The organism is Bacillus cereus group sp. BfR-BA-01430 (assembly GCF_022663115.1).
In the GTDB taxonomy this organism is placed as follows: Bacteria; Bacillota; Bacilli; order Bacillales; family Bacillaceae_G; genus Bacillus_A; species Bacillus_A cereus_BD.
Window position 1 is genome coordinate 35188 of sequence record NZ_JAKUEW010000004.1, and the last position, 25438, is coordinate 60625.

The following is a 25438-nucleotide window of genomic DNA, read 5'->3' on the forward strand; positions in this document are numbered from 1 at the left end:
AGGGTAAGTTGTAGGTATGAATAGGAGTGAATAGTGTGTCAGAAGAAAAAATTTATGATGTCATTATTATTGGTGCAGGACCAGCTGGGATGACAGCTGCAGTTTATACATCTCGTGCGAATTTAAGTACACTTATGTTAGAACGCGGTATTCCAGGTGGACAAATGGCAAATACAGAAGAAGTAGAGAACTATCCAGGTTATGAATCCATTTTAGGACCGGATTTATCAAATAAAATGTTCGAGCACGCAAAGAAATTTGGTGCCGAATATGCATATGGTGATGTAAAAGAAGTCATCGATGGAAAAGAATATAAAACAATTATAGCAGGTAAAAAAGAGTACAAAGCACGTGCCATTATCATTGCAAGTGGGGCAGAGTATAAAAAACTTGGTGTTCCAGGTGAAAAAGAACTTGGAGGCCGCGGTGTATCGTACTGCGCAGTATGTGACGGTGCATTCTTTAAAGAGAAAGAACTTGTTGTGATCGGTGGTGGAGACTCAGCGGTTGAAGAGGGTGTATATTTAACACGTTTCGCTTCAAAAGTAACAATCATTCATCGTCGCGATGCTCTTCGTGCACAAAAAATCCTGCAAGACCGCGCTTTCCAAAATGAGAAAGTAGACTTCATTTGGAACCACACTGTAAAACAAATTAACGAAGAAAACGGTAAAGTAGGTAGTGTTACAATTGTAGATGTGAACACTGGTGAAGAAACAGAATTTAAAGCGGACGGTGCATTCGTTTATATCGGTATGTTACCATTATCAAAACCATTTGCTGAATTAGGGATTACAAATGAAAATGGTTATATTGAAACAAATGAGCGCATGGAAACGAAAGTACCTGGTATTTTCGCAGCTGGCGATATTCGTGAAAAAATGCTTCGCCAAATTGTTACAGCAACTGGCGATGGTAGTATCGCAGCACAAAGTGTACAGCACTATGTAGAAGAGTTATTAGAGGAATTAAACACTGTAACTGAAAAATAAAAAGTACGATTTTTTTAGACGAAAGTGATCTACAAATGATAGCTTTCGTCTTTTCTTTTTTACTCAAAATGTCAAATATTTGTCAAAAAATGTTTAGATTATAAGATTTCTTATTGATATACTAAAGTTTACGAAAAAATGCTGATAAGAAATGAGGAGTTTATTCGATATGGAATGGCGCAACATATATCGTGGTTTTTGTATGGGAGTTAGTGATTTAATTCCGGGTGTAAGCGGCGGAACAATCGCAGTTGTATTAGGGATTTATGAACAATTGCTTGCGGCAATTAGTGGGTTCTTTAGTCGTGAATGGAAAAAACATTTAGGATTTTTAATTCCACTTGCTATAGGCGTGGCAGCAGCTTTTTTAACGTTAAGTCATGTTATTAAATATTTACTTGCAAATCATTATGAACCGACTCAATTTTTCTTCCTCGGTTTAATTGTTAGTATATTACCAATGTTGATGAGAGAAGCTGATGCAAAGGCGACGTTTAAAGGTGGTCATATCGTCTTGTTAATCATCGCAGCAATTCTTGTTGCAATAACAGCTTTCTTTAAGCCCGATAAAGCGGCAGATCCAATTACGACGTTAACAATTTTAAATACAATCGGTTTATTTTTCGCAGGATGGATGGCTAGTATGGCAATGCTTCTTCCTGGTATTAGCGGGTCGTTTATTTTATTAATTATCGGCGTATACCCAACTGCAATTCATGCATTAACAACATTGAATTTGCCGCTAATTGCCGTAATTGGTGCGGGCGTTGTAGTAGGGTTTGTTGTAAGTAGTAAAGGAATTAGCTACTTATTATCAAATTATAAAAGTGCGACATTCGCTGCGATTATCGGGCTTGTAATTGGATCGATTGCAGTCGTATTTCCTGGAATTCCGACCGGTGGAATTTCCATTGTAAGTTCTATTATTACATTTATTTTAGGGTTTGCGATTGTATCCTATTTTGGTAAGAAATAAGAAGACACTCCCCCTTAGCGATATAGTTCGTTAAGGGGATTTTTTATATGTGTGTATGCGCAAGTAAGCAGAGAATCCCTTATTTTGGGAGAGAGTCTCCTTCATTGTGACAAACTGTTTTTGATAGTATAATGAAATAAGTATGTGATGAGATGAGATCATTCATCGCAAGTAGCTGAGGTGAAGAAACATGCAAAGAGTCACAAACTGTGTGTTAATAAAAGGTAATGAAGTCCTCCTACTCCAAAAGCCACGTCGAAATTGGTGGGTTGCACCTGGCGGGAAGATGGAGCGCGGTGAGACAGTAAGAGATTCAGTCGTTCGCGAATATCGTGAAGAAACAGGAATTTATTTAAAGAACCCAGCATTAAAAGGGGTCTTCACCTTTGTCATCCAAGAGGGTGATAAAGTTGTTTCTGAATGGATGATGTTCTCCTTCTTGGCAACTGATTTTGCAGGAGAAAACAAATTAGAAAGCGAAGAAGGCATTATTGGCTGGCACACACTTGATAAAATTGATGAATTACCAATGGCACCGGGAGATTATCATATTATTGATTACTTAATTAAAGGAAACGGTATCATTTACGGTACATTTGTATATACACCAGATTTTGAATTACTTTCATATCGATTAGACCCAAGCTAAATCTTCCGGGAGGGGATACGATGACAGAGAATAATGATATTAAAATGGTAATTATTACAGGGATGTCTGGTGCTGGAAAAACAGTAGCACTACAAAGCTTCGAAGATTTAGGATATTTCTGTGTAGATAATTTACCTCCGATGTTATTGCCAAAGTTTGTTGAGCTGATGGCGGATTCAAAAAGCAAGATGAATAAAGTTGCGCTAGGTATTGATTTACGTGGCCGCGAGTTTTTTGAACATTTATGGGGAGCACTTGATGATTTATCAGAACGCACTTGGATTATTCCTCATATTCTATTTTTAGATGCGAAGGATAGCACGCTTGTAACGCGCTATAAGGAAACAAGACGCTCGCATCCACTTGCGCCAACTGGTCTTCCTTTAAAAGGAATCGAGGCAGAGCGCAGTTTATTAACAGACATGAAAGCAAGAGCGAATATTGTGCTTGATACATCGGATTTAAAACCGAAAGAATTACGTGAAAAAATTGTTCAGCTGTTTTCAACCGAAACTGAGCAAGCATTTCGTGTAAATGTTATGTCATTTGGATTTAAGTACGGTATTCCAATTGATGCAGATTTAGTATTCGATGTTCGTTTTTTACCAAATCCATACTACATTCCACATATGAAGCCATTAACAGGACTAGATGAAGAAGTTTCATCGTATGTACTGAAGTTTAATGAGACACATAAGTTTTTAGAGAAATTAACGGATCTGATTACTTTCATGCTGCCTCATTATAAAAGAGAAGGTAAGAGTCAACTTGTAATTGCAATTGGATGTACAGGTGGACAGCATCGTTCTGTTACGCTCACAGAGTACCTTGGGAAACATTTGAAACCAGATTATAGTGTTCATGTATCTCATCGTGATGTGGAGAAGAGAAAGGGCCATTAAGGGATGAAAAAAGAGAGAAAACCTAAAATTGTCATCATGGGAGGGGGAACTGGACTTTCTGTTTTATTAAGAGGATTAAAGCAATATCCTGTTGATATTACAGCAGTTGTTACAATCGCTGATGATGGTGGCAGTTCAGGTAGATTACGTGATGAGCTAGAAATTCCACCCCCAGGTGACATTCGTAACGTACTTGTTGCGTTATCGGATGTAGAGCCGCTGGTGGAAGCTTTATTTCAGCATCGTTTCACAACAGGAGACGGACTGAAAGGTCATGCGTTAGGAAATCTATTATTGGCAGGTATGACCTCGATTACAGGAGACTTTTTCCATGCGATTACAGAAACGAGTAAAGTATTAAATGTCAGAGGACGTGTATTACCAGCAGCGAATCAAAGCGCCGTACTTCATGCGGAACTAGAAGATGGGGAAGTTGTAACGGGTGAATCAAAAATTCCTTATTACGGAAAGAAGATTAACCGTGTCTTTCTAACTCCAGAAGATGTAGAGCCATTGCATGAGACGCTAGCTGAGATTAAACGAGCTGATTTACTTGTTTTCGGTCCGGGAAGTTTGTATACGAGTATATTGCCGAATTTAGTTGTTAACAAAATTGGGGACGCTGTTCTTGCTGCAAAAGCGAAGAAGGTATATGTGTGTAATGTTATGACACAAGCCGGTGAAACGATGGGATATACTGCTTTTGATCATGTGCAGGCGTTACATGATCATTTAGGGCAACCATTTATCGATACTGCAATTGTGAATAACCGTGATATTCCTTGTGAATTACGTAAGTTATATGAGAAAGAAATGTCTACACCAGTTGTAGTGGATGAAGAACGTTTTACTGAAAATAATATTGAGGTCATTCAAGATCAATTAGCGAAATATGATGATCATGTTGTAAGACATGATACGTTAAAACTAGCTTCTATTTTATATTCATTGTTATAAATGTGCGTTGCCTCGTTTGAGGTAACGCTCCTCATTCATATAGGACAAGATTTTTGTTCCAAAAAATTGTATAAGGAGGTGTTGACTGTGTCATTTGCTTCGGAAACAAAGAAAGAGCTCACAAAGCTTGAAATGAAAGAATGCTGTGAGAAAGCTGAGTTATCAGCATTACTTCGAATGAACGGATCGCTTTCTTTTTCAAATCGTCGTCTATCCATAGATATTCAAACGGAAAACGCAGCAATTGCGAGAAGGATTTATACACTTTTGAAAAAGGGCTATAACGTAACGGTGGAATTACTTGTTCGAAAAAAAATGCGATTAAAGAAAAACAATGTCTATATCGTTCGGCTGGTTGAAAAATCACGCGAAATTTTAGCGGATCTTCAAATTGTTCGAGAGGACTTTTCGTTTATCCGCAATATATCACAGGAATTAATTGAGAAGAAATGTTGTAAAAGATCGTATTTACGAGGCGCATTTTTAGCAGGTGGTTCAGTAAATAACCCAGAAACATCATCTTATCATTTAGAAATCTTTTCGTTATATAAGGAACATAATGATTCTATATGTGAATTGATGAATGGATTTGATTTAAATAGTAAGACTTTAGAAAGGCGAAAAGGATATATTACGTACTTAAAAGAGGCAGAGAAAATTACGGAATTTTTAAATATTATTGGCGCGCATAATGCACTCTTAAAATTTGAGGATATTCGTATTGTTCGTGATATGCGTAATTCCGTCAATCGCTTAGTAAATTGTGAAACCGCTAATCTCAACAAGACAATTGGTGCGGCATTAAGGCAAATTGAAAATATTCGCTACATTGATGAGACGGTTGGCCTTGATATTTTGCCAGATAAACTAAGAGAGATTGCACAACTAAGGGTTAATTATCAAGATGTAACATTGAAAGAATTAGGCGAGATGGTATCTGGAGGGAAAATTAGTAAATCAGGTATCAATCATCGTTTGCGTAAAATCGACGAAATTGCGGAGAAATTACGTGCGGGGGAAACAGTAGCAAAAAAATAAAGGTAAAGGGGAAATGGAGCCGTGGTTCAAAAAAAAGTTGAGGTTGTACGAAAAGGTGGTTTGCAAGCACGTCCGGCTGCGTTGTTTGTGCAAGAGGCAAATCGCTTTCATGCTGATATTTTCATTGAGAAAGATGACAAAACAATTAACGCTAAGAGCATAATGGGGATTATGAGTTTAGCGATTGGATCTGGTAGCCACATAACAATTATGGCAGAAGGTTCAGATGCAGAAGAAGCATTAGAAGCGCTCGTTGCTTACGTGCAAACTAATCAATAAAAGCTATCGCGTAAATGCGATAGCTTTTATTGATTGGATGAACTTGCCGAATATTGTCGAGCGGTCGATAACTTGTATCGAATCGCCGATATATTTCAATTTGCGCCGACAACTTGTGTTAGGTTGCTGATATTTAGTAATATGCTCGATAAAAAAGGCTATCGCAATGTGTTGCGATAGCCCTTTTTTATGTGGCGATTCAGAGCGAGCCGCCTCCACTTTAAGTGGTATCCAGCTCCAGCGGCAAGAATGTTCGGTGGCTTCGCGCCTTCCTGCGAGGCAAAGAGTGCCTCGCAGGAAGGCGCTCTATCCCCCTCACATTCTGTGCGAGCCGCTTCCGCTTTTAAGTGGTATTAACGATTTGTAAAGATTTTATCGATTAGGCCATATTCTAGTGCTTTTTCAGCTGTCATGAAGTTGTCACGGTCTGTGTCGCGTTCGATGATTTCTAGTGGTTGGCCTGTGCGTTCTGCAAGGATTTTGTTTAATTTATCGCGTAGGAATAGGATGCGTTTTGCAGCGATTTCAATTTCAGTTGCTTGTCCTTGTGCACCGCCAAGTGGTTGGTGAATCATAACTTCACTGTTTGGAAGTGCGAAGCGTTTTCCTTTTTCACCAGCTGCAAGTAGGAATGCACCCATAGATGCTGCCATACCGATACAAATAGTTGATACGTTTGGCTTAATGAACTGCATTGTGTCATAGATTGCCATACCTGCTGTAATAGAACCACCAGGGCTATTGATGTATAAATGAATATCTTTTTCTGGATCTTGAGATTCCAAGAATAAAAGCTGGGAAACGATTGAGTTTGCTACATTGTCATCAATTGCGCTACCAAGCATAATGATGCGGTCTTTTAATAGTCGAGAGTAAATATCGTAAGCGCGTTCTCCACGATTTGTTTGTTCAATTACTGTAGGAATTAAATTCATCTGTTATTTCCTCCTTTGAAAGCTTTCTTAGTCTTATAATACAATTATGGTCAATAAAGGTCAAACAAAACCACTTTAAATCAAAAAATATGTAGTTGTAAGATGATTTATTCGCTATGCTTCTTGGAATTCCCTGCTTATGTATCTTTCAACATCATAACCGAATTTTATAAAATTAAACGTAACAAAAAGTGTAGTAATAATAAAAGAACGCCTGTTTTATAGAGGCGTTCTTTCATGTTTTATTCTTTTAAAAGGTAGGTTACTTTATTTAAAATATATTCGATTTGTTTTGCATTTTTACTGTACATTTCACTTGCTGATTTTGATTTTGTTTCTAATGAGAACAATTCCAAATCAGCTTGGCATTTTTTTAAAGATGCTAATAATAAAGGTTTATTCTGCGGGGAAGGCATTTGAAGTTTATCATTATAGACATCAATCGTAAGTTGTCCATACGCATCAACTTGACCGAGAAATACATTTTCAATTACGACACCGAGTTTTTCCAGTTCAGCATGTAGCCAAGCTCGATTATGCCCGCTTGCTGACAGAGGTTCATCGAGTACATTACCATCCATAATGACAGTTTGTGGCTCTTTTTCGTTTGGTACTTTTAAGCCGATGTCTTTTGCTGTAAGTGGTTGGCGATCTTTTTTTAATAATACGTTTAATTCACCGCTTGGCTCTAGCACTGCAAATTCTACTTCGGATATACTGAAAGTTCCTTTGTTTCGAAGAAGCTCGAGTAATTCGTCGCTTGTATATTTTTCTTTTTTTAAGTTATCCTCGAGAACTTTACCATCCTTTATAAAAACAGTAGATTTTCCTTCAAAAAAATCTCTGGCAGCTTTGTTCTTTAAAGAAAGAATACCTGTGAAAAAAGGAACTACCGCAAAAATAAGAATGGCAAAGACGCCGTGGAAAAATTTTTGATCTAGCCCTGTTGTTATTTGAGCAGCAATATCACCAATTGTCATTCCCGCTATATATTCAAAAAAGGAAAGTTGGGAAATTTGTCTTTTACCTAACCATTTTGTAATAGCGAATAAAATCATTAATATAAATACAGAACGGAGAATGACAAGTGTCCATTCGGGTAGATGAGACATAGCAAATTCCTCCAGTCTGCTTAAAACCCTTTATATTGAGGTTCTTCACGTTCTAATAGTGAAACTCGATCTTTTAAATCAGCGATAACGCTATCCATCTCTAACATGCATTCATGAAATACGCGCTTTGCTTCTTCATCCGCAGCATTTTGCGAAAGAGTACTTAAGCTTGCTTGAGCACTCTTTAAACTAGCAAGACACGTTTTTACGTTAGTAATAACTGTCATGAAAACACCTCTTATCCTTTTGGTTTAAATAGTAGTGCACCGATAAATCCGAAAATAATTGCTGCTGATATCCCGGCACTTGTTACTTTAAACATGCCGGTAATTACTCCGACAATGCCGTGCTTTGCAGCTTCTTCCATTGCACCATGAACGAGAGCGTTGCCAAAACTCGTAATTGGCACAGTTGCTCCAGCCCCAGCAAAATCAATTAACGGCTCGTATAAATTGAACCCATCTAAAATGGCACCAGCAACAACAAGTGTAGCCATCGTATGAGCAGGTGTTAGTTTGACAATATCAAACAGGAGTTGACCGATTACACATATGAGACCGCCAATGACGAAAGCCCAGAAAAAAATCATTGCTTTGCACCTCCAAGTTCAATTGATACAGCATGAGCGATACAAGGGATCGTTTCTCCTTGTTGAAAAGTAAGTGGAGAGAGCAAAGCGCCTGTTGCAACGACAAGGATTCGTTTCAACTCTCCTCTTCTCATTCTGTTTAATAAATGTCCGTATACGACAGTTGCGGAACAACCAGGGCCACTTGCACCAGCTAGTACAGGTTGACCTTCTCGGTAAATGAGGATTCCGCAATCTTGAAATTGCTTGCTCGTTATGTTTAGCCCATGTTTATGTAGTAAATCGTAAGCAATTTCACGTCCAACATGTCCAAGGTCGCCTGTTACGATTAAATCATAGTAAGAGACATCGATTTGTCGATCGCGTAAATGGGCTTCAATTGTATCAACAGCGGCGGGAGCCATCGCACCTCCCATATTGAAAGGATCAGTTAGTCCCATATCAACAACACGTCCAATCGTTGCCGATGTTACTTGTGGGCCATTTCCTTGCTTACTTAAAAGAGCAACACCAGCTCCAGTTACAGTCCATTGAGCGGTCGGAGGCTTTTGTCCTCCATATTCCGTTGGATAGCGGAACTGTTTTTCCACTGCGGTATTATGACTTGAAGCACCGGTTAATAAATATTTTGCTCCTTTTGCATTTATAATGCTTGCTCCAAGCGCCAATCCTTCCATAGAGGTCGAACAAGCTCCAAACAATCCGAGATAAGGAGTGCCAAGTGTACGACATGCAAAGCTTGTTGGCGTAATTTGGTTAATTAAATCGCCTGCGAGTACAAACTGAATATCATCTTTACGAAGTTTTGCTTTTTCAATAGCGCGGCTACAAGCTTCCTCAAATAAAATTGTATGTGCTTTTTCATAAGAATCTTGGCCGAGCCATAAGTCTCCATGAAGAGTATCGAAGTCTTCGGGAATTTTGCCATTTGCTTCAAATGGGCCACCGACGACTCCCGTTGAGATAATAACTGGTTTATTTTCAAATACCCATGTTCGGTGTCCTTGTAGCATTTACAACCCTCCCCATTGAACAAGAATGGTTTTAATTAAAGCGATAACAAAAGCTGAAAATACACCAAATAAAATAACGGATCCAGCTAACTTAAACATGTTACCGCCGACGCCGAGAACAAATCCTTCTGTTCGATGCTCAATACAAGCAGCAATAACAGAATTACCAAATCCAGTCACAGGTACTGCTGTCCCAGCTCCGGCGAACTGTCCAAGGCGGTCGTATACTCCAAACCCAGTAAGTAGCATGGAAATAAAAATAAGAGTCGCAACTGTCGGGTTTCCAGCGGAACGCTCAGTAAAATCAAAAAAATGAATGTAAAAAGTTGCAATCAGTTGGCCGATAAAACAAATGAATCCACCAACAAAAAAAGCTTTTATGCAATTTTTTAAAACAGGCCGTTTTGGCTCCCGTTGTTGTTCGAATTTTTTATATTCTTGTTGTACAGGTGTTAAATTTTTATCTTTACTGGACATTTGAATCCTTCCTTTTCCTTTAGAACACGTGTCATTACGTATTAGATTCCATTTCTGTTTGAATGAGTTTCAATTGTTTTTTAATTTTATCTTTGTTTACTCGTTTCTTCTGAATTTTATTTTCCAGCTCATCTAATAGCATAAAGATTTTTCGATCGGTACTGACGTGAACATTAAATGTTGGATATTCATCACTCAGTCGTTTTTTTAGTTTGCTTCGTAAAGATTTTAGTGTAAATCTTTCATGATGTTCTGGTTTGATGGCTATGTAAAGATCTAAATTGGAGTTAACGGCTGTAGCTTGTTCAATCTCTCCCATAGAAAGCGCCATTTTCTTTGCGCCTTGTGAAATAGATTGATTAAAGGATTCCGTGCTCATTTTTGTTAACTCTGGTCCTTCTTTTTTGTCTTGCCTTTTTGTTTCTTCTTTTTTTACTTTTTTATCTAAAGGGCTATTGTCACAGCCAGTACATACACTAAATAGGAGTACGAGTAGTGTAGTGATCACTCCAAGTTTTCTCATAATCATCCTTCCATTTCTATTGCTTTATGTAATTTGTTGAAAAAGGATGATATAGAATCATCCTTTCTCTAGATAAGGTGGTACTTTCATTTATTGTTGTGTATATTGAGGCTCTTCTTGTTGAACTTCTTCTACACGCGGGTTTAAAGAATCGATAATAGATTGCGTTTGTTGTGCAGCTGTTTGGAAAAGCTGTTTTGCTTGTTGATTATCTGTATCAAGAGCGAAGCCTTCTAAACTCGCTTGTGCACTTTTTAAACCTGCTACTGTTTGTTTTAGCTTTGTAATAACAGTCATTGAATAAAGCCTCCTTTTGAATATCAATTCACAAGTTATATTTTGTAAGTGGGAGGAAAAATATGTTTTCCAAATTTAGGTCTATTAAGAGAGGGAATGGAAAATTAACTAAAGTTTATGAATAGGGCAGGGGGATATTGATGATTTGACAATATAAGAAAGATAAAGCAAATAGGAAAGTTGAATGATCAGTAGTCTGCTCTTTTTTTATTGAAATGGAAGAATGCTTCTTGTATAATTAGAGGTATGATTTTACACCTTGGACGAAAACTTTCTTGAGAAATTGTTTAGTCTACAAGTAAAGAACAAAAGAGTTTCAATCTTTGATGTTTCAAAGTTTTCTCATGCGCCCATAGCTCAGCTGGATAGAGCGGTGGTTTCCGGTACCACGTCTGCCGGGGGTTCGAATCCCTCTGGGCGCGTCAAAAAGTCCTAACTTACAATTGTGAGTTAGGACTTTTTTTATGCCAAATATGTTTGAAAATAGGGGAGGCATGAATATGCGGAGAGAATACTTTTTGAAAATACACTTGTTATATCTGATGATAAGATTTACTATTAGTATGTGGTAATAAAATAGTTTTTTTCAATAATATTCATTTTTCAGTTGTAAGAGATAAGTTTCATTAATACATATAAATTAATAATATTTTGGAATGGGTGTCTGCGTTAGGATTCTCCTTTTACCAAACTTATTGTACAATAGAAACAAGGGGGAGATCAGTTTGAAGGCAAGTCTTTTACAAGAACAAAGCTTACGTTTGGCAATGACACAAGAGTTGAGGCAAGCGATTACAATGCTCCAGTATAACGTGCAAGAATTATCGGAGTTTTTGTATGAGCAATCGCTAGAGAATCCCCTTATTGAGTTAGGTTGTTTTGAGAGGGAAAGAAAAAAGAGCTCTAGCAAAAGTAAAAGTACGAGCAAGCAAGTTGATAATCAAATGGAGATCTACAGTGTGGATTCTAAAACGATTCAACAACATTTATTGAATCAAATACAGTATTATAAAATAGATGAAGAGCATCGGAAGACAGCTTCTTTCATTATTATGAATCTGGATGAAAATGGGTATCTAGAAGAAACGAATGAAGAATTAGCTGAACTACTTACCATGCCCATCGATGTCGTCGAACGTTCTGTGGAGATTGTCCAATCACTAGAGCCAGCAGGGGTAGGAGCGCGGAATATTCAAGAGTGTCTAGCAATCCAATTGAAGCGCTTACAAAAAAAAGATGTACTTGCGGAGATGATTGTAGGTGAATATTTTTCTTATTTTGTGAAGAAAGATTGGCGAAAACTAATCCAATTGATGAAATGTAATAATGAAGAATTACAAGAGGCGGTTGATTGTATTACATCATTACAACCGAAGCCCGGACTTGCATTTTCATCTGAAAAGCCATTATATATCGTTCCTGATATGGCAGTGAAAAAAGAGGGAGAACGGCTTATTTTACAAATGAATGAAAGAAATATGCCGAGAATTGAAATTCATTCAGAATATAGCGCACTTCTGAATAATAGTGAGAGTGAAGTTGCTTCTTATGTTTCTGAGAAGTATCAGCATGTGCAATGGATTATGCGCAGTTTGAAACAGCGGAAACAAACGCTTTTACAAGTGATGGAAATTATTATGAAGAAGCAACATGATTTCTTTTGGAAAGGGCCGGAACATTTAAAGCCGCTTTCTTTGAAAGAAGTAGCGGAAGAGTTAAGCGTACATGAATCTACGATTAGTCGTGCTACACGTAACAAATATGTACAAACGCAATATGGGTTATTTGAGATGAAATCATTCTTTAGTAATGCAGTCATTACAACAGAAGATGAAGCAATCTCTACAAAACGTGTAAAACAATTGATTCAGACGCTTATAGAAAAGGAAAATAAAAAAAAGCCACTTTCAGATCAAAAAATTTCAAAATTATTAGAAGAAGAGCATGAGATTGTAATTTCAAGAAGAACGGTCGCGAAATATCGGGAACAAATGCACATTCCGGCATCTTCTTTGAGAAAAACAATTGGATAGGTGAAGAAGATGAAGATTATTTTATATACGAAAACAGACTGTGGTCTTTGTGTAAAGGCAAAACAAGTTTTGAAGGAAGTACAAAAGGTATATTCTTTTCACCTCGAGGAAATAGATATATATGACAACGAGGAGCTTTTAGAGGAGTACCAAATGATGATTCCGGTTGTAGAAATTGATGGAGAACAGGTAGGATATGGCGTGATTCACAGAGATGTCATAATAAACTATATAAACAAGTCAGTTAAGAGTTGAATAAGTTTCTATCTCCTGTTACAATAATACACGTAGCAGGGATTATTTTTTTAAGCCATGTGGGACACAAAATGTCACTGCGGGACATAAAGTGACCATATAGTAAATGAACCAATGTAGTGAGGAGAAATGATATGCGCTCATGGATTCAGAACATGAAAAAATTATTACCCGATTTGCTACCGGTTATGCAAACAAGAATGCAAATTCTTCAGCACATTCGTCTCATGCAGCCGATTGGAAGAAGAAATTTATCTGCAAGTCTTAGCATGACAGAACGAGTATTGCGAAGTGAAGTACAAGTTTTGAAAGAACAAAACTTAGTTCACGTCGCTTCTTCTGGGATGACTTTAACAGAAGAAGGAACAGCTTTAGTTCTTGCTTTGGAAGACTTTATGAAAGAAATTTCCGGGTTAAAGGTTTTAGAAAAGCAACTTAAGGAAACATTAGACTTGGATGAAGTTTTCGTTGTCCCTGGTGATAGTGATGAATCACCTTGGGTTAAACTGGAGATGGGCCGTGCTTGTGTAACTTGTATAAAAGACCGTCTGGAAGCAAATAATATCGTTGCTGTGGCTGGAGGAACAACGCTAGCTGCCGTCGCGGACATGATGCAACTAGACTGCAAAGATTTACATATGCTGTTTGTCCCAGCGCGTGGCGGAATTGGAGAAGGGGTCGAGTTAGAAGCCAATACCATTTGTGCGAAAATGGCACAAAATACGATGAGTCATTATCGCTTATTGTATGTTCCGGATCAAGTGAGTAGCGAAGCGTATGCATCTATTGTAACGGAACCTTCCGTGAAAGAAGTTCTTGAGTTGATTCGCTCTTCCAATATCGTCATTCATGGAATAGGTGATGCGTTAACAATGGCACGTCGCAGAAATACTTCAGAAGCAGATTGGTTAAAAATTAAAGACAATGAAGCAGTTGGCGAAGCTTTCGGTTATTACTTCAATGAACAAGGTAATGTCGTTCATAAGGTACAAACAGTCGGCATGCAATTAAAAGATTTACAACATGTATCTCATGTTGTCGCCGTCGCTGGAGGTTCTTCAAAAGCAAAAGCGATACAGGCTGTAATTAAACAAGGGCACACTTCAATCCTGATTACAGATGAAGGTGCAGCAAAACAGTTAACAAAGGGTATTACCCTTTAATATAATCCCCCAAGGAGGAAATTCAAATGACAGTTAAAATTGGTATTAATGGATTTGGACGTATCGGACGTAACGTATTCCGCGCAGCTCTTAACAACTCTGAGGTAGAAGTAGTTGCAATCAACGACTTAACAGATGCTAAAACATTAGCTCACCTTTTAAAATATGACTCAGTTCACGGTTCTTTAAATGCAGAAGTATCTGTAAACGGCGACAGCATCGTTGTTAACGGTAAAGAAATCAAAGTTATCGCTGAACGTGACCCAGCTCAATTACCATGGAGCGACTACGGAGTAGAAATCGTAGTAGAATCTACTGGACGTTTCACTAAAAAAGCAGATGCTGAAAAACACTTAGGTGGATCAGTTAAAAAAGTTATCATCTCTGCTCCAGCTTCTGACGAAGACATCACAATCGTTATGGGTGTTAACCACGAAGCATACGATGCAGCTAACCACAACGTAGTATCAAACGCTTCTTGTACTACAAACTGCTTAGCTCCATTCGCAAAAGTTCTTAATGAAAAATTCGGTATCAAACGCGGTATGATGACAACAGTTCATGCTTACACTAACGACCAACAAATCTTAGACTTACCACACAAAGATTTACGTCGTGCACGTGCAGCAGCAATGAGCATGATCCCAACTACAACTGGTGCAGCGAAAGCAGTAGCATTAGTATTACCAGAACTTAAAGGTAAATTAAACGGTGGAGCAGTACGTGTTCCGACTTCAAATGTTTCTCTTGTTGACTTAGTTGTTGAACTTGATAAAGAAGTAACAGTTGAAGAAGTAAACGCAGCATTCAAAGCAGCTTCTGAAGGTGAACTTCAAGGCGTTCTAGGTTACAGCGAAGAGCCATTAGTATCTATCGACTATAACGGATGCACAAACTCTTCTACAATCGATGCATTATCTACAATGACTATGGAAGGTAACATGGTTAAAGTACTTTCTTGGTACGATAACGAAACTGGTTACTCTAACCGCGTTGTAGACCTAGCTGCTTACATGGCTAAAAAAGGTCTTTAATCCTTAAGTTTATAAGTTATCAATGACAAAACGAGGGAGAGGGTTTGTTCCCTCTCTCTTCTTTCGTTTTATAAGCAAATGTGATAAGCTTTTGAATGGGTTTTGTCAATCCTAACTAGTCGGAGGGAAATCCAATGAACAAAAAATCAATTCGTGACGTAGATTTAAAGGGTAAACGTGTATTTTGCCGCGTTGATTTCAACGTACCTATGAAAGATGGCAAAATTACAGACGAGACTCGTATTCGTGCAGCTCTTCCTACTATTCAATATTTAGTAGAACAAGGTGCGAAAGTTATTTTAGCAAGCCACTTAGGCCGTCCAAAAGGTCAAGTAGTAGAAGAAATGCGTTTAACTCCAGTAGCAGTTCGTTTAGGTGAGCTTCTTGGTAAAGACGTGAAAAAAGCGGACGAAGCATTCGGACCAGCTGTACAAGAAATGGTTGCAGCAATGAACGAAGGCGATGTTTTAGTTCTTGAAAACGTTCGTTTCTATGCGGGCGAAGAAAAGAACGATGCAGAACTTGCGAAAGAATTTGCAGCTCTTGCTGATATCTTCGTAAACGATGCATTCGGTGCAGCTCACCGTGCTCATGCTTCTACAGCAGGGATTGCAGATTACCTACCAGCAGTATCAGGTTTCTTAATGGAAAAAGAATTGGAAGTACTTGGAAAAGCACTTTCTAATCCAGATCGTCCATTTACAGCAATCATCGGTGGTGCGAAAGTAAAAGATAAAATCGGTGTAATTCGTCATCTATTAGATAAAGTAGATAACTTAATCATCGGTGGAGGTCTTGCTTACACATTCGTAAAAGCATTAGGTCATGAAATTGGTCTATCTTTATGTGAAGATGACAAGATTGAACTAGCAAAAGAGTTTATGGCACTTGCAAAAGAAAAAGGCGTAAACTTCTACATGCCAGTTGATATTGTTATTACAGAAGAATTCTCTGAAACTGCAACAACTAAAGTTGTAGATATCGACTCTATCCCATCAAACTGGGAAGGTGTGGACATCGGACCAAAGACACGCGAAATTTATGCAGATGTAATTAAAAACTCTAAGCTTGTTGTATGGAATGGACCAATGGGTGTATTCGAAATGACTCCATTCTCTAATGGTACAAGAGCAGTAGGACAAGCATTAGCAGATGCAGAAGGTACATACTCTGTTATCGGCGGTGGTGACTCTGCAGCAGCTGTTGAAAAATTCGGCATGGCTGATAAAATGAGCCACATTTCTACTGGCGGTGGTGCGTCATTAGAATTTATGGAAGGGAAAGAACTTCCAGGTGTAGTTTGTCTGAATGACAAATAATTAGCAGCCAAAGAAAAAAGGACGGTGCAAAGCATGCGTAAACCAATTATCGCAGGTAACTGGAAAATGAATAAAACTCTATCTGAAGCAGTTAGCTTCGTAGAGGAAGTAAAAGGTCAAATTCCAGCAGCTTCAGCTGTTGATGCAGTTGTTTGTTCTCCAGCTCTATTCTTAGAGCGTTTAGTAGCAGCAACTCAAGGAACTGACTTAAAAGTAGGTGCACAAAACATGCACTTCGAAAAAAATGGTGCATTCACTGGCGAAATTAGCCCAGTAGCACTTAGCGACTTAAAAGTGAGCTACGTAGTACTTGGTCACTCTGAACGTCGTGAAATGTTTGCTGAAACAGATGAAACAGTAAATAAAAAGACTCTTGCAGCATTTGAACATGGTTTAACACCAATCGTTTGCTGTGGTGAAACTTTAGAAGAACGCGAAAGCGGAAAAACATTTGATTTAGTAGCAAATCAAGTGACGAAAGCACTTGCAGGCTTAACAGAAGAACAAGTGAAAGCTACTGTTATCGCATATGAGCCAATTTGGGCAATCGGTACAGGTAAATCTTCTTCTGCAGAAGATGCAAACGAAGTATGTGCACACATCCGTAAAGTTGTTGCAGAAGCTGTTTCTCCAGCAGCTGCAGAAGCTGTTCGTATTCAATACGGCGGTAGCGTAAAACCAGGAAACATTAAAGAATACATGGCACAACCTGACATCGACGGCGCTTTAGTTGGCGGTGCAAGTTTAGAGCCAGCTTCCTTCTTAGGTCTTTTGGAGGCGGTAAAATGAGAAAGCCAACAGCTTTAATCATTCTTGACGGTTTCGGACTACGTGAAGAAACTTACGGGAATGCTGTAGCACAAGCTAAGAAACCTAATTTTGATGGTTACTGGAACAAGTTCCCTCACACAACGCTTACAGCTTGTGGTGAAGCGGTAGGTCTTCCAGAAGGTCAAATGGGTAACTCAGAGGTTGGACACTTAAATATCGGTGCTGGCCGCATTGTATATCAAAGCTTAACTCGTGTGAACGTTGCGATTCGTGAAGGTGAATTCGATAAGAATGAAACATTCCAAAACGCAATTAAACATGTGAAAGAGAAAGGTACAGCCCTTCATTTATTCGGCTTACTTTCTGATGGTGGTGTGCACAGTCACATTGACCATATGTTTGCTCTTCTTCGCTTAGCAGCAAAAGAAGGCGTGGAAAAAGTATATATTCATGCATTCTTAGATGGCCGCGATGTTGGACCACAAACAGCAAAAGGCTATATCGATGCAACAAATGAAGTAATAAAAGAAACAGGAGTAGGACAATTCGCGACAATTTCCGGTCGTTATTACTCCATGGACCGTGACAAACGTTGGGATCGCGTTGAAAAATGTTACCGTGCTATGGTGTATGGCGAAGGCCCTACTTACAAAAATGCATATGAGTGTGTAGAGGATTCTTATGCAAATGGTATTTATGATGAGTTCGTATTGCCGTCTGTAATTGTAAATGAAGATGAAACGCCAGTTGCAACAATCAATGATGATGATGCAGTCATCTTCTATAACTTCCGTCCAGACCGCGCAATCCAAATTGCACGCGTATTTACAAACGAAGACTTCCGTGAGTTCGATCGTGGTGAAAAAGTACCTCACATTCCAGAATTCGTTTGTATGACACACTTTAGTGAAACTGTAAATGGTTATGTGGCATTTAAGCCAGTAAACCTTGATAACACATTAGGTGAAGTTGTTTCGCAAGCGGGATTAAAACAACTTCGCATCGCGGAAACTGAAAAGTATCCACACGTTACATTCTTCTTTAGCGGTGGTCGTGAGGCTGAATTCCCAGGGGAAGAACGTATTTTAATTAACTCACCGAAGGTTGCAACGTATGACTTGAAACCTGAAATGAGCATTTACGAAGTAACCGACGCTTTAGTAAATGAAATCGAAAATGATAAACATGATGTAATCATTCTTAACTTTGCAAACTGTGATATGGTTGGCCATTCTGGGATGATGGAACCAACAATTAAAGCAGTAGAAGCAACTGACGAATGTTTAGGAAAAGTTGTAGAAGCAATTCTTGCAAAAGATGGTGTAGCACTTATTACAGCTGACCATGGTAATGCAGATGAAGAGTTAACTCCAGATGGAGATCCAATGACAGCTCATACAACGAACCCGGTTCCTTTCATCGTTACAAAGAAAGATGTAGAATTACGCGAAGGTGGCATTTTAGGAGATATCGCTCCAACAATGCTAACACTTCTTGGTGTTGAACAACCGAAAGAAATGACAGGTAAAACAATTATTAAATAATTTATGTAATTAAAGGAGAGAAAATATTATGTCAACAATCATTGATGTTTATGCTCGCGAAGTCCTTGATTCTCGTGGTAACCCAACTGTAGAAGTAGAAGTTTACACAGAAAGCGGCGCATTCGGACGCGCATTAGTACCAAGTGGTGCATCTACTGGTGAATATGAAGCAGTAGAATTACGTGACGGTGACAAATCTCGTTACCTAGGTAAAGGTGTTCTTAACGCAGTTAAAAACGTTAACGAAATTATCGCTCCAGAAATCGTTGGTTTCGATGTAACTGACCAAGCTGGTATCGACCGTGCTATGATCGAATTAGATGGTACTCCAAACAAAGGTAAATTAGGTGCGAACGCAATCCTTGGTGTGTCTATGGCAGTAGCTCACGCAGCAGCTGATTTCGTAGGTCTTCCATTATACCGTTACCTTGGTGGGTTCAATGCAAAACAATTACCAACTCCAATGATGAACATCATCAACGGTGGTTCTCACGCTGATAACAACGTGGACTTCCAAGAGTTCATGATCTTACCAGTTGGTGCTCCATCATTCAAAGAATCAATCCGTATGGGTGCTGAAGTATTCCATGCATTAAAAGCTGTATTACATGATAAAGGTCTTAACACTGCAGTAGGTGACGAAGGTGGATTCGCTCCAAACCTTGGTTCTAACCGTGAAGCATTAGAAGTAATTATCGAAGCAATCGAAAAAGCTGGTTACAAAGCTGGCGAGAACGTATTCTTAGGAATGGACGTTGCTTCTTCTGAGTTCTACAACAAAGAAACTGGTAAATATGATCTTTCTGGTGAAGGTCGCAGCATGACTTCTGCAGAAATGGTTGATTTCTACGAAGAACTTTGCAAAGACTTCCCAATCATCTCTATCGAAGATGGTTTAGACGAAAACGACTGGGATGGTCACAAATTATTAACTGAGCGTCTTGGTAAAAAAGTTCAATTAGTAGGTGACGACTTATTCGTAACAAATACGAAGAAACTTGCTGAAGGTATCGAAAAAGGTATCTCAAACTCAATCTTAATTAAAGTTAACCAAATCGGTACTTTAACTGAAACTTTCGAAGCAATCGAAATGGCTAAACGTGCTGGTTACACAGCAGTTGTATCTCACCGTTCTGGTGAAACTGAAGATGCTACAATCGCTGACATCGCAGTTGCAACAAACGCTGGCCAAATCAAAACTGGTTCTATGAGCCGTACTGACCGTATTGCGAAATATAACCAATTATTACGCATCGAAGACGAACTAGGCGAAATCGCTGTTTACGATGGTTTAAAATCTTTCTACAACCTTAAAAAATAATGGTAGAAAGTAAGGGCAGACCGTGAGAAATCACGGTCTGTTTTTTTATGTAAATGAAAAGAAGATGATGTTTTATCGCAATAGCAAAATTAAAAATTCAGAAAATAAAAACTTTTACCTTTAGGTCAACATTTTTGACGTAAATTCGAATCGAAAATCCAGTCATATCAAGGATGTAAGCGTATAACACATGCGTTTTTCTTTGTCAAGTTGATAAATTGCAGGTTTTTACAATTTATACTATGATAAGGATAAGAAAGAAAAGATCGTATAAACATGAGGGATGATGAACATGAAGTTTACAAAGATTATTGTTCAAGTCGTAGCTCTGTATGTGTTTTACATGTTAGGAACATGGATACAAGAAACGTTAGAAATTCCAATACCAGGAAGCTTGATTGGGATGTTTTTATTGCTTGTTTTACTTGGTTTGAAAGTTCTGCCTGTGAAATGGTTTGATTTAGGAGCCGAAACACTCGTCGCGATTATGCCGTTTTTATTAATTCCACCAACGATTGGTTTAATGAATTACGGTGCTTTTTTTATGAGTAAAGGAATTTCTCTTTTCATTACAGTTTTAGCGAGCACATTTTTAATTATTATTGTCGCAGGACATACAGGACAATATCTTGCGACGAGAAAGGAAAAAAAGACAAGATGAGTAGTATATTAATCGGGATTGGTTGGGTTCTTCTGACAGTGTTAGTATATCAATTATCTAAAATGATTTATAAGATATTGCCAACGCCGTTTACGATTCCAATGATTATCGCAACAGTGCTCATGATTATTTTATTAATGATGCTGGATGTACCGTATCAACAATACATGCAAAGTGGCGGGGGCTGGATTTCTAAATTACTTGGACCAGGTGTTGTAGCATTTGCAATTCCGCTCTATAAACAGCGTCATGTACTTCGAAAATATGTTGTACCGATTGCTGGTGGTGTTATTGTGGGAACAACGGTTGCGATTGCAAGTGACTTTATTATTGCATCGCTGATGGGAACAGATAAAAGTTTAATTTTATCTTCTTTACCAAAATCAGTAACAATGCCAGTTGCTATGAGCGTATCAGAACAAGTTGGTGGTGTGCCGTCATTAACAGCAGCGTTCGTTGTTGTTGCTGGAATCAGTGGGACGATTACAGGGCCTTTTTTATTGAAATGGAGCCGTGTGACAAATTCAGTTGGTAAAGGAATTGGATTTGGCTGTGCTTCACATATTATGGGTGTTATGAGAGCGATGAAAAATAATGAGAGTGAAGGTGTTATTGGATCGGTAACAATGACATTAACGGCTATTTTAACATGCTTACTGGGACCTTTATTTGCAATGATGTTTGTATAATATAGAAAAGCGAGAGCAAGCGAACGGCTCTCGCTTTTCTGTACAATTTATGCTACAGTTAAACTAACTGAATCTTGTAGGAGGTACGCTGAGATGCATACGTTTTTATCAGTTTTACTAATTATTGTATCGATTTTAATGATTGTGATGGTACTTATGCAATCTAGTAATAGTTCAGGCCTTTCAGGTGCAATTTCAGGCGGTGCGGAACAGTTATTCGGCAAGCAAAAAGCACGCGGAATGGAAGCGGTATTAAGCCGCATTACAGTTGTTTTAGCTGTATTATTCTTCGTACTAACAATTGGTGTTACGTACTTTAACTTATAAGAAAAAAGAAGAAGCATTAGCAATGTTGTGCTAGTGGTTCTTCTTTTTTTGTGCTTTATGATGGAAACAACGTTTCAAATTAGATTATAGAAATAGAACTATGGTAAACTAAGGACAGAAACAATACGACTAGATTACAGAAGAGAAAGAGGAGAAGATGATGATGAAATTAGCATCTCCGAAACCATTTACATTTGAAGGTGGAGACCGCGCTGTTTTGTTATTACACGGTTTCACGGGAAACTCAGCTGATGTACGTATGTTAGGGCGTTTCTTAGAAAAAAAAGGATATACTTGCCACGCCCCTATTTATAAAGGCCATGGTGTGCCGCCAGAACAGCTTGTACATACAGGTCCTGAAGACTGGTGGAAAGATGTAATGAACGCGTATCAGCATTTAAAAGATCAAGGATATGAGAAGATTGCTGCTGTTGGATTGTCACTTGGTGGTGTATTCTCATTAAAGCTTGCTTATACAGTTCCAATTTTAGGTGTAGTACCAATGTGTGCCCCAATGTATATTAAGAGTGAAGAAACGATGTACCAAGGTATATTGGCATATGCGCGTGAGTATAAAAAACGCGAACAGAAGTCGCCAGAGCAAATTGAACAAGAGATGTTCGAATTTAAAAAGACACCAATGAATACATTAAAGGCACTACAAGGTTTAATTCGTGACGTACGCAATAATGTAGATATGATTTATGCACCAACATTCGTTGTGCAAGCACGCCATGATGAAATGATTAATACTGACAGTGCAAACATTATTTATAACGGTGTAGAATCTACATTAAAAGAAATAAAATGGTATGAAGACTCTACTCACGTCATTACGCTGGATAAACAACGTGATGAGCTACATGAAGATGTATATAACTTCTTGGAGCAACTAGATTGGTAAGATCTAGTTGCCTCTTTTTTTCATGGGGATGTAACTCTTTTTTAGGTAGAAGTAATCGCAAGATAAATGGTGAAAAATGAATGTTTATAGAAGTTTCACTTTATATATCCCTCATCTTTCGGATACACTAGACAATATGAGGGTTTAAAGGAGGTATTTGTGCTTGGAAGATATCATTCAAGAACATATTGATAAGTTGTTATTATTTATGAAAGAAGAAGCGTATAAACCGCTAACGATACAAGAATTAGAAACTGCCTTTGGAATTGAAGATTCCGCAGGGTTTAAAGATTTTGTCAAAGCGCTCGTTATGATGGAAGAAACGGGACTTGTTGTGCGTACGCGCAGCAATCGCTACGGCCTTCCAGAAAAAATGAATTTAGTGCGCGGTAAATTAATTGGACATGCACGCGGCTTTGCATTCGTTGTTCCAGAAGAGAAGAAAACGGGAGACGATGATATTTTCATTCCGCCGACAGAATTAAACGGTGCACTTCATGGAGACACAGTATTAGCACGAATTAGCTCGCGATCTAGCGGCTCACGTCAAGAAGGTACGATTATTCGTATTGTGGAGCGCGGAACGAAAGAATTAGTTGGTACATATACAGAATCAAAAAATTTCGGGTTTGTTATTCCGGACAATAAAAGATGGACAAGCGATATTTTTATCCCGAAAAGCGCATCTATGGGTGCTGTTGAAGGACATAAAGTAGTTGTGAAAATTACTAGCTATCCGCAAAATCGTTTAAGTGCAGAGGGCGAAGTCATTCAAATTTTAGGACATAAAAATGATCCAGGGGTAGATATTTTATCGGTTATTCATAAACATCATTTGCCTTTAGCGTTCCCAGAAGAAGTAATGGAGCACGCAAACAGTGTACCGGAAACAATTTCGGAAGAAGATTTAAAGGATCGTCGTGATTTGCGTGATCAAATGATTGTGACAATCGATGGTGCAGATGCGAAAGATTTAGATGATGCAGTTACAGTCACGAAGCTTGAGAACGGTAACTATAAGCTAGGCGTGCATATTGCAGATGTGAGTCACTATGTTCATGAAGGCTCTCCAATTGATGTAGAAGCAGCAGAGAGAGCGACAAGTGTCTATCTTGTAGACCGTGTAATTCCAATGATTCCGCATCGTTTATCTAATGGAATTTGCTCATTAAATCCCAAAGTAGATCGTTTAACATTATCTTGTGAAATGGAAATTAATCATCTAGGCGATGTTGTAAAACATGAAATTTTCCAAAGTGTAATTAAGACGACAGAACGCATGACATATGCTGATGTGAGAAGCATTTTGGAAGATGAAGATGAGGAATTAATGGAACGTTATGAGCCGCTTGTTCCGATGTTTAAAGAGATGGCAGAATTAGCGCAAATTTTACGTGAAAAACGCATGAGACGCGGTGCTATTGACTTTGATTTCAAAGAAGCAAAAGTGCTAGTTGATGAAGAAGGAAAGCCGACAGATGTTGTGCTGCGCGATCGCTCAATATCTGAAAAGCTCATTGAAGAATTTATGCTTGTTGCAAACGAAACAGTGGCAGAGCATTTCCACTGGATGAACGTACCGTTTATGTACCGTGTTCATGAAGATCCGAAAGAAGATAAATTAGAACGTTTCTTCGAGTTTGTCACAAACTTCGGATACGCGGTAAAAGGACGTGCAAATGAAGTGCATCCTCGCGCTTTACAGCAAATTCTTGAAATGGTGCAAGGTCAACCAGAAGAACCAGTTATTTCAACAGTGATGCTTCGCTCTATGAAGCAAGCGCGTTATGATGCGGAAAGCTTAGGACATTTCGGTCTATCAACAGAATTCTATACACATTTCACCTCGCCAATTCGTCGTTACCCAGATACGATTGTTCACAGACTGATTCGTGAATATATCATTAATGGCAATATAGACAATGAAACACAAGCAAAGTGGCGTGAGAAGTTATCAGATATCGCAGAGCATTCGTCCAATATGGAGCGCCGCGCTGTTGAGGCAGAACGTGAAACAGATGAACTGAAAAAGGCAGAGTACATGCTTGATAAGATTGGTGAAGAGTATGACGGTATGATTAGCTCTGTAACGAACTTTGGTTTATTTGTAGAGCTTCCAAATACAATTGAAGGTCTCGTTCATGTTAGTTATTTAACAGATGACTACTACCGTTATGATGAACAGCACTTTGCGATGATTGGTGAGCGCACAGGTAACGTCTTCCGCATCGGTGATGAAATTACAATTCGCGTAATGAATGTTAATAAAGATGAGCGCGCGATTGATTTTGAAATTGTCGGTATGAAAGGCACGCCAAGACGTAAATTCAAAGATCGTCCAGTTGTCATTGAACAACCTAAAGGTGGCAGAAAGAAACGCAGTGGCCGTGGTAGTGACGAGCGCGGAAAAGGTCGCAAACATGAGCGCGGCAGCCATGGAAAAGGTGGAGCGGATCACCCTGGGAAAAAAGGTGGCAAAAAGAAAAAGCCATTCTTTGAGAACGTCCCAGGATTCAAGAAGAAAAAGAAAAAGCGTAAGTAAGGAAGGGATGGCTTCGCTTGTAATAGAGCGGAGCCACTTTTACTTTTTTATAATCTAGCTTCAGTTTCAGTGGCTTCGCTTCTTCTCACATTCTGAGCGAGCCACTTTCACTTTTTTATAACTTTTGTTAAAATAG

Annotated in this window: 28 protein-coding genes and 1 tRNA gene; 21 read left to right on the forward strand and 8 right to left on the reverse strand. The window is 38.6% G+C overall.

The features are described from left to right. Positions 1-35 precede the first annotated feature (35 nt). The 7 genes from trxB (at position 36) to MR058_RS10060 (ending at position 5793) form a co-directional block, all read left to right on the forward strand. The gene (gene trxB, locus MR058_RS10030) at positions 36-992 is read left to right on the forward strand and encodes a thioredoxin-disulfide reductase (RefSeq protein WP_242143857.1); all 957 of its coding nucleotides are present in this window, start codon (positions 36-38) and stop codon (positions 990-992) included. A 169-nt stretch (positions 993-1161) separates the two neighbouring features. Further along, the gene (locus MR058_RS10035) at positions 1162-1968 is read left to right on the forward strand and encodes a DUF368 domain-containing protein (protein ID WP_242143858.1); all 807 of its coding nucleotides are present in this window, start codon (positions 1162-1164) and stop codon (positions 1966-1968) included. Between the two features lie 190 nt (positions 1969-2158). Continuing rightward, complete coding sequence (locus tag MR058_RS10040; RefSeq protein WP_242143859.1) at positions 2159-2617, forward strand: NUDIX hydrolase; 459 nt, start codon at positions 2159-2161, stop codon at positions 2615-2617. Positions 2618-2637: 20 nt separating this feature from the next. Next, entirely contained in the window at positions 2638-3519 is an 882-nt protein-coding gene (gene rapZ, locus MR058_RS10045) for an RNase adapter RapZ (protein ID WP_242143860.1), read from the forward strand. Between the two features lie 3 nt (positions 3520-3522). Further along, positions 3523-4476, forward strand: a complete 954-nt coding sequence (locus tag MR058_RS10050) for a gluconeogenesis factor YvcK family protein (RefSeq protein WP_242143861.1) — start codon at positions 3523-3525, stop codon at positions 4474-4476. Positions 4477-4563: 87 nt separating this feature from the next. Continuing rightward, entirely contained in the window at positions 4564-5514 is a 951-nt protein-coding gene (gene whiA, locus MR058_RS10055; RefSeq protein ID WP_242143862.1) for a DNA-binding protein WhiA, read from the forward strand. A 21-nt stretch (positions 5515-5535) separates the two neighbouring features. Then, positions 5536-5793 carry an HPr family phosphocarrier protein gene (locus MR058_RS10060; RefSeq protein WP_242143864.1) on the forward strand — a complete coding sequence of 86 codons (258 nt, stop codon included), beginning with the start codon at positions 5536-5538 and terminating at the stop codon, positions 5791-5793. A gap of 353 nt (positions 5794-6146) precedes the next feature. On the opposite strand, the gene clpP is transcribed toward MR058_RS10060, so the two are convergent. The 8 genes from clpP to MR058_RS10100 all read right to left on the reverse strand — a co-directional run bounded on the left by clpP (position 6147) and on the right by MR058_RS10100 (position 10739). Beyond that, entirely contained in the window at positions 6147-6728 is a 582-nt protein-coding gene (gene clpP / locus MR058_RS10065) for an ATP-dependent Clp endopeptidase proteolytic subunit ClpP (protein WP_242143865.1), read from the reverse strand. Positions 6729-6970: 242 nt separating this feature from the next. Then, positions 6971-7840 carry a DUF421 domain-containing protein gene (locus tag MR058_RS10070; RefSeq protein WP_242143867.1) on the reverse strand — a complete coding sequence of 290 codons (870 nt, stop codon included), beginning with the start codon at positions 7838-7840 and terminating at the stop codon, positions 6971-6973. A 20-nt stretch (positions 7841-7860) separates the two neighbouring features. Then, the gene (locus MR058_RS10075; RefSeq protein WP_242143869.1) at positions 7861-8067 is read right to left on the reverse strand and encodes a DUF1657 domain-containing protein; all 207 of its coding nucleotides are present in this window, start codon (positions 8065-8067) and stop codon (positions 7861-7863) included. An 11-nt stretch (positions 8068-8078) separates the two neighbouring features. After that, positions 8079-8429 (reverse strand): stage V sporulation protein AE, encoded by a 351-nt coding sequence (gene spoVAE, locus MR058_RS10080; protein WP_242143871.1) that lies wholly within the window; start codon positions 8427-8429, stop codon positions 8079-8081. Then, positions 8426-9442, reverse strand: a complete 1017-nt coding sequence (spoVAD, locus tag MR058_RS10085; protein ID WP_242143872.1) for a stage V sporulation protein AD — start codon at positions 9440-9442, stop codon at positions 8426-8428. The genes spoVAE and spoVAD overlap by 4 nt, the downstream gene beginning before the upstream one ends. Further along, complete coding sequence (gene spoVAC, locus MR058_RS10090; protein ID WP_242143873.1) at positions 9443-9919, reverse strand: stage V sporulation protein AC; 477 nt, start codon at positions 9917-9919, stop codon at positions 9443-9445. Between the two features lie 34 nt (positions 9920-9953). After that, the gene (locus MR058_RS10095) at positions 9954-10442 is read right to left on the reverse strand and encodes a YhcN/YlaJ family sporulation lipoprotein (protein ID WP_242143874.1); all 489 of its coding nucleotides are present in this window, start codon (positions 10440-10442) and stop codon (positions 9954-9956) included. A 90-nt stretch (positions 10443-10532) separates the two neighbouring features. Then, complete coding sequence (locus MR058_RS10100; protein ID WP_242143875.1) at positions 10533-10739, reverse strand: DUF1657 domain-containing protein; 207 nt, start codon at positions 10737-10739, stop codon at positions 10533-10535. Between the two features lie 346 nt (positions 10740-11085). Here MR058_RS10100 and MR058_RS10105 point away from each other — a divergent pair. The 14 genes from MR058_RS10105 (at position 11086) to rnr (ending at position 25302) form a co-directional block, all read left to right on the forward strand. Continuing rightward, positions 11086-11161 (forward strand) — tRNA-Arg (locus MR058_RS10105). Between the two features lie 303 nt (positions 11162-11464). Further along, on the forward strand, positions 11465-12772 hold the full coding sequence (gene rpoN, locus MR058_RS10110; protein WP_242143876.1) for an RNA polymerase factor sigma-54: 1308 nt from the start codon (positions 11465-11467) through the stop codon (positions 12770-12772). A gap of 9 nt (positions 12773-12781) precedes the next feature. Further along, entirely contained in the window at positions 12782-13027 is a 246-nt protein-coding gene (locus tag MR058_RS10115; RefSeq protein WP_242143877.1) for a glutaredoxin family protein, read from the forward strand. Between the two features lie 134 nt (positions 13028-13161). Continuing rightward, entirely contained in the window at positions 13162-14190 is a 1029-nt protein-coding gene (cggR, locus tag MR058_RS10120) for a sugar-binding transcriptional regulator (RefSeq protein ID WP_242143882.1), read from the forward strand. A gap of 26 nt (positions 14191-14216) precedes the next feature. Further along, positions 14217-15224 (forward strand): type I glyceraldehyde-3-phosphate dehydrogenase, encoded by a 1008-nt coding sequence (gap, locus tag MR058_RS10125; protein ID WP_242143884.1) that lies wholly within the window; start codon positions 14217-14219, stop codon positions 15222-15224. Positions 15225-15358: 134 nt separating this feature from the next. After that, on the forward strand, positions 15359-16543 hold the full coding sequence (locus tag MR058_RS10130) for a phosphoglycerate kinase (protein ID WP_242143886.1): 1185 nt from the start codon (positions 15359-15361) through the stop codon (positions 16541-16543). 33 nt (positions 16544-16576) lie between these two features. Continuing rightward, positions 16577-17332: a triose-phosphate isomerase gene (gene tpiA, locus MR058_RS10135; RefSeq protein ID WP_242143887.1), complete on the forward strand. Its 756-nt coding sequence runs from the start codon at positions 16577-16579 to the stop codon at positions 17330-17332. Beyond that, positions 17329-18858 (forward strand): 2,3-bisphosphoglycerate-independent phosphoglycerate mutase, encoded by a 1530-nt coding sequence (gene gpmI / locus MR058_RS10140; RefSeq protein ID WP_242143888.1) that lies wholly within the window; start codon positions 17329-17331, stop codon positions 18856-18858. Before tpiA ends, gpmI begins: the two co-directional genes overlap by 4 nt. Positions 18859-18886: 28 nt before the next feature. Then, a complete protein-coding gene (gene eno, locus MR058_RS10145; protein WP_242143889.1) occupies positions 18887-20179 on the forward strand; it encodes a phosphopyruvate hydratase in 1293 nt (430 codons plus the stop codon). Positions 20180-20462: 283 nt separating this feature from the next. After that, on the forward strand, positions 20463-20840 hold the full coding sequence (locus MR058_RS10150) for a CidA/LrgA family holin-like protein (protein ID WP_242143890.1): 378 nt from the start codon (positions 20463-20465) through the stop codon (positions 20838-20840). Continuing rightward, positions 20837-21529 (forward strand): LrgB family protein, encoded by a 693-nt coding sequence (locus MR058_RS10155; protein ID WP_242143892.1) that lies wholly within the window; start codon positions 20837-20839, stop codon positions 21527-21529. Before MR058_RS10150 ends, MR058_RS10155 begins: the two co-directional genes overlap by 4 nt. 93 nt (positions 21530-21622) lie before the next feature. After that, the gene (secG, locus tag MR058_RS10160) at positions 21623-21856 is read left to right on the forward strand and encodes a preprotein translocase subunit SecG (RefSeq protein ID WP_242143893.1); all 234 of its coding nucleotides are present in this window, start codon (positions 21623-21625) and stop codon (positions 21854-21856) included. 163 nt (positions 21857-22019) lie between these two features. Beyond that, positions 22020-22760 carry an alpha/beta hydrolase gene (locus MR058_RS10165; protein ID WP_242143894.1) on the forward strand — a complete coding sequence of 247 codons (741 nt, stop codon included), beginning with the start codon at positions 22020-22022 and terminating at the stop codon, positions 22758-22760. Between the two features lie 163 nt (positions 22761-22923). After that, entirely contained in the window at positions 22924-25302 is a 2379-nt protein-coding gene (gene rnr / locus MR058_RS10170) for a ribonuclease R (protein ID WP_242143895.1), read from the forward strand. The last annotated feature ends 136 nt before the right edge of the window (positions 25303-25438 follow it).

Coding starts and splice junctions, on each gene's coding strand:
- MR058_RS10035 (WP_242143858.1), top strand. CDS start 1,162: ATGGAATGGCGCAACATATATCGTGGTTTTTGTATGGGAGTTAGTGAT.
- MR058_RS10040 (WP_242143859.1), top strand. CDS start 2,159: ATGCAAAGAGTCACAAACTGTGTGTTAATAAAAGGTAATGAAGTCCTC.
- rapZ (WP_242143860.1), top strand. CDS start 2,638: ATGACAGAGAATAATGATATTAAAATGGTAATTATTACAGGGATGTCT.
- MR058_RS10050 (WP_242143861.1), top strand. CDS start 3,523: ATGAAAAAAGAGAGAAAACCTAAAATTGTCATCATGGGAGGGGGAACT.
- clpP (WP_242143865.1), bottom strand. CDS start 6,728: ATGAATTTAATTCCTACAGTAATTGAACAAACAAATCGTGGAGAACGC.
- MR058_RS10070 (WP_242143867.1), bottom strand. CDS start 7,840: ATGTCTCATCTACCCGAATGGACACTTGTCATTCTCCGTTCTGTATTT.
- MR058_RS10075 (WP_242143869.1), bottom strand. CDS start 8,067: ATGACAGTTATTACTAACGTAAAAACGTGTCTTGCTAGTTTAAAGAGT.
- spoVAE (WP_242143871.1), bottom strand. CDS start 8,429: ATGATTTTTTTCTGGGCTTTCGTCATTGGCGGTCTCATATGTGTAATC.
- spoVAD (WP_242143872.1), bottom strand. CDS start 9,442: ATGCTACAAGGACACCGAACATGGGTATTTGAAAATAAACCAGTTATT.
- spoVAC (WP_242143873.1), bottom strand. CDS start 9,919: ATGTCCAGTAAAGATAAAAATTTAACACCTGTACAACAAGAATATAAA.
- MR058_RS10095 (WP_242143874.1), bottom strand. CDS start 10,442: ATGAGAAAACTTGGAGTGATCACTACACTACTCGTACTCCTATTTAGT.
- MR058_RS10100 (WP_242143875.1), bottom strand. CDS start 10,739: ATGACTGTTATTACAAAGCTAAAACAAACAGTAGCAGGTTTAAAAAGT.
- MR058_RS10115 (WP_242143877.1), top strand. CDS start 12,782: ATGAAGATTATTTTATATACGAAAACAGACTGTGGTCTTTGTGTAAAG.
- cggR (WP_242143882.1), top strand. CDS start 13,162: ATGCGCTCATGGATTCAGAACATGAAAAAATTATTACCCGATTTGCTA.
- gap (WP_242143884.1), top strand. CDS start 14,217: ATGACAGTTAAAATTGGTATTAATGGATTTGGACGTATCGGACGTAAC.
- MR058_RS10130 (WP_242143886.1), top strand. CDS start 15,359: ATGAACAAAAAATCAATTCGTGACGTAGATTTAAAGGGTAAACGTGTA.
- tpiA (WP_242143887.1), top strand. CDS start 16,577: ATGCGTAAACCAATTATCGCAGGTAACTGGAAAATGAATAAAACTCTA.
- gpmI (WP_242143888.1), top strand. CDS start 17,329: ATGAGAAAGCCAACAGCTTTAATCATTCTTGACGGTTTCGGACTACGT.
- eno (WP_242143889.1), top strand. CDS start 18,887: ATGTCAACAATCATTGATGTTTATGCTCGCGAAGTCCTTGATTCTCGT.
- MR058_RS10150 (WP_242143890.1), top strand. CDS start 20,463: ATGATGAACATGAAGTTTACAAAGATTATTGTTCAAGTCGTAGCTCTG.
- MR058_RS10155 (WP_242143892.1), top strand. CDS start 20,837: ATGAGTAGTATATTAATCGGGATTGGTTGGGTTCTTCTGACAGTGTTA.
- secG (WP_242143893.1), top strand. CDS start 21,623: ATGCATACGTTTTTATCAGTTTTACTAATTATTGTATCGATTTTAATG.
- MR058_RS10165 (WP_242143894.1), top strand. CDS start 22,020: ATGAAATTAGCATCTCCGAAACCATTTACATTTGAAGGTGGAGACCGC.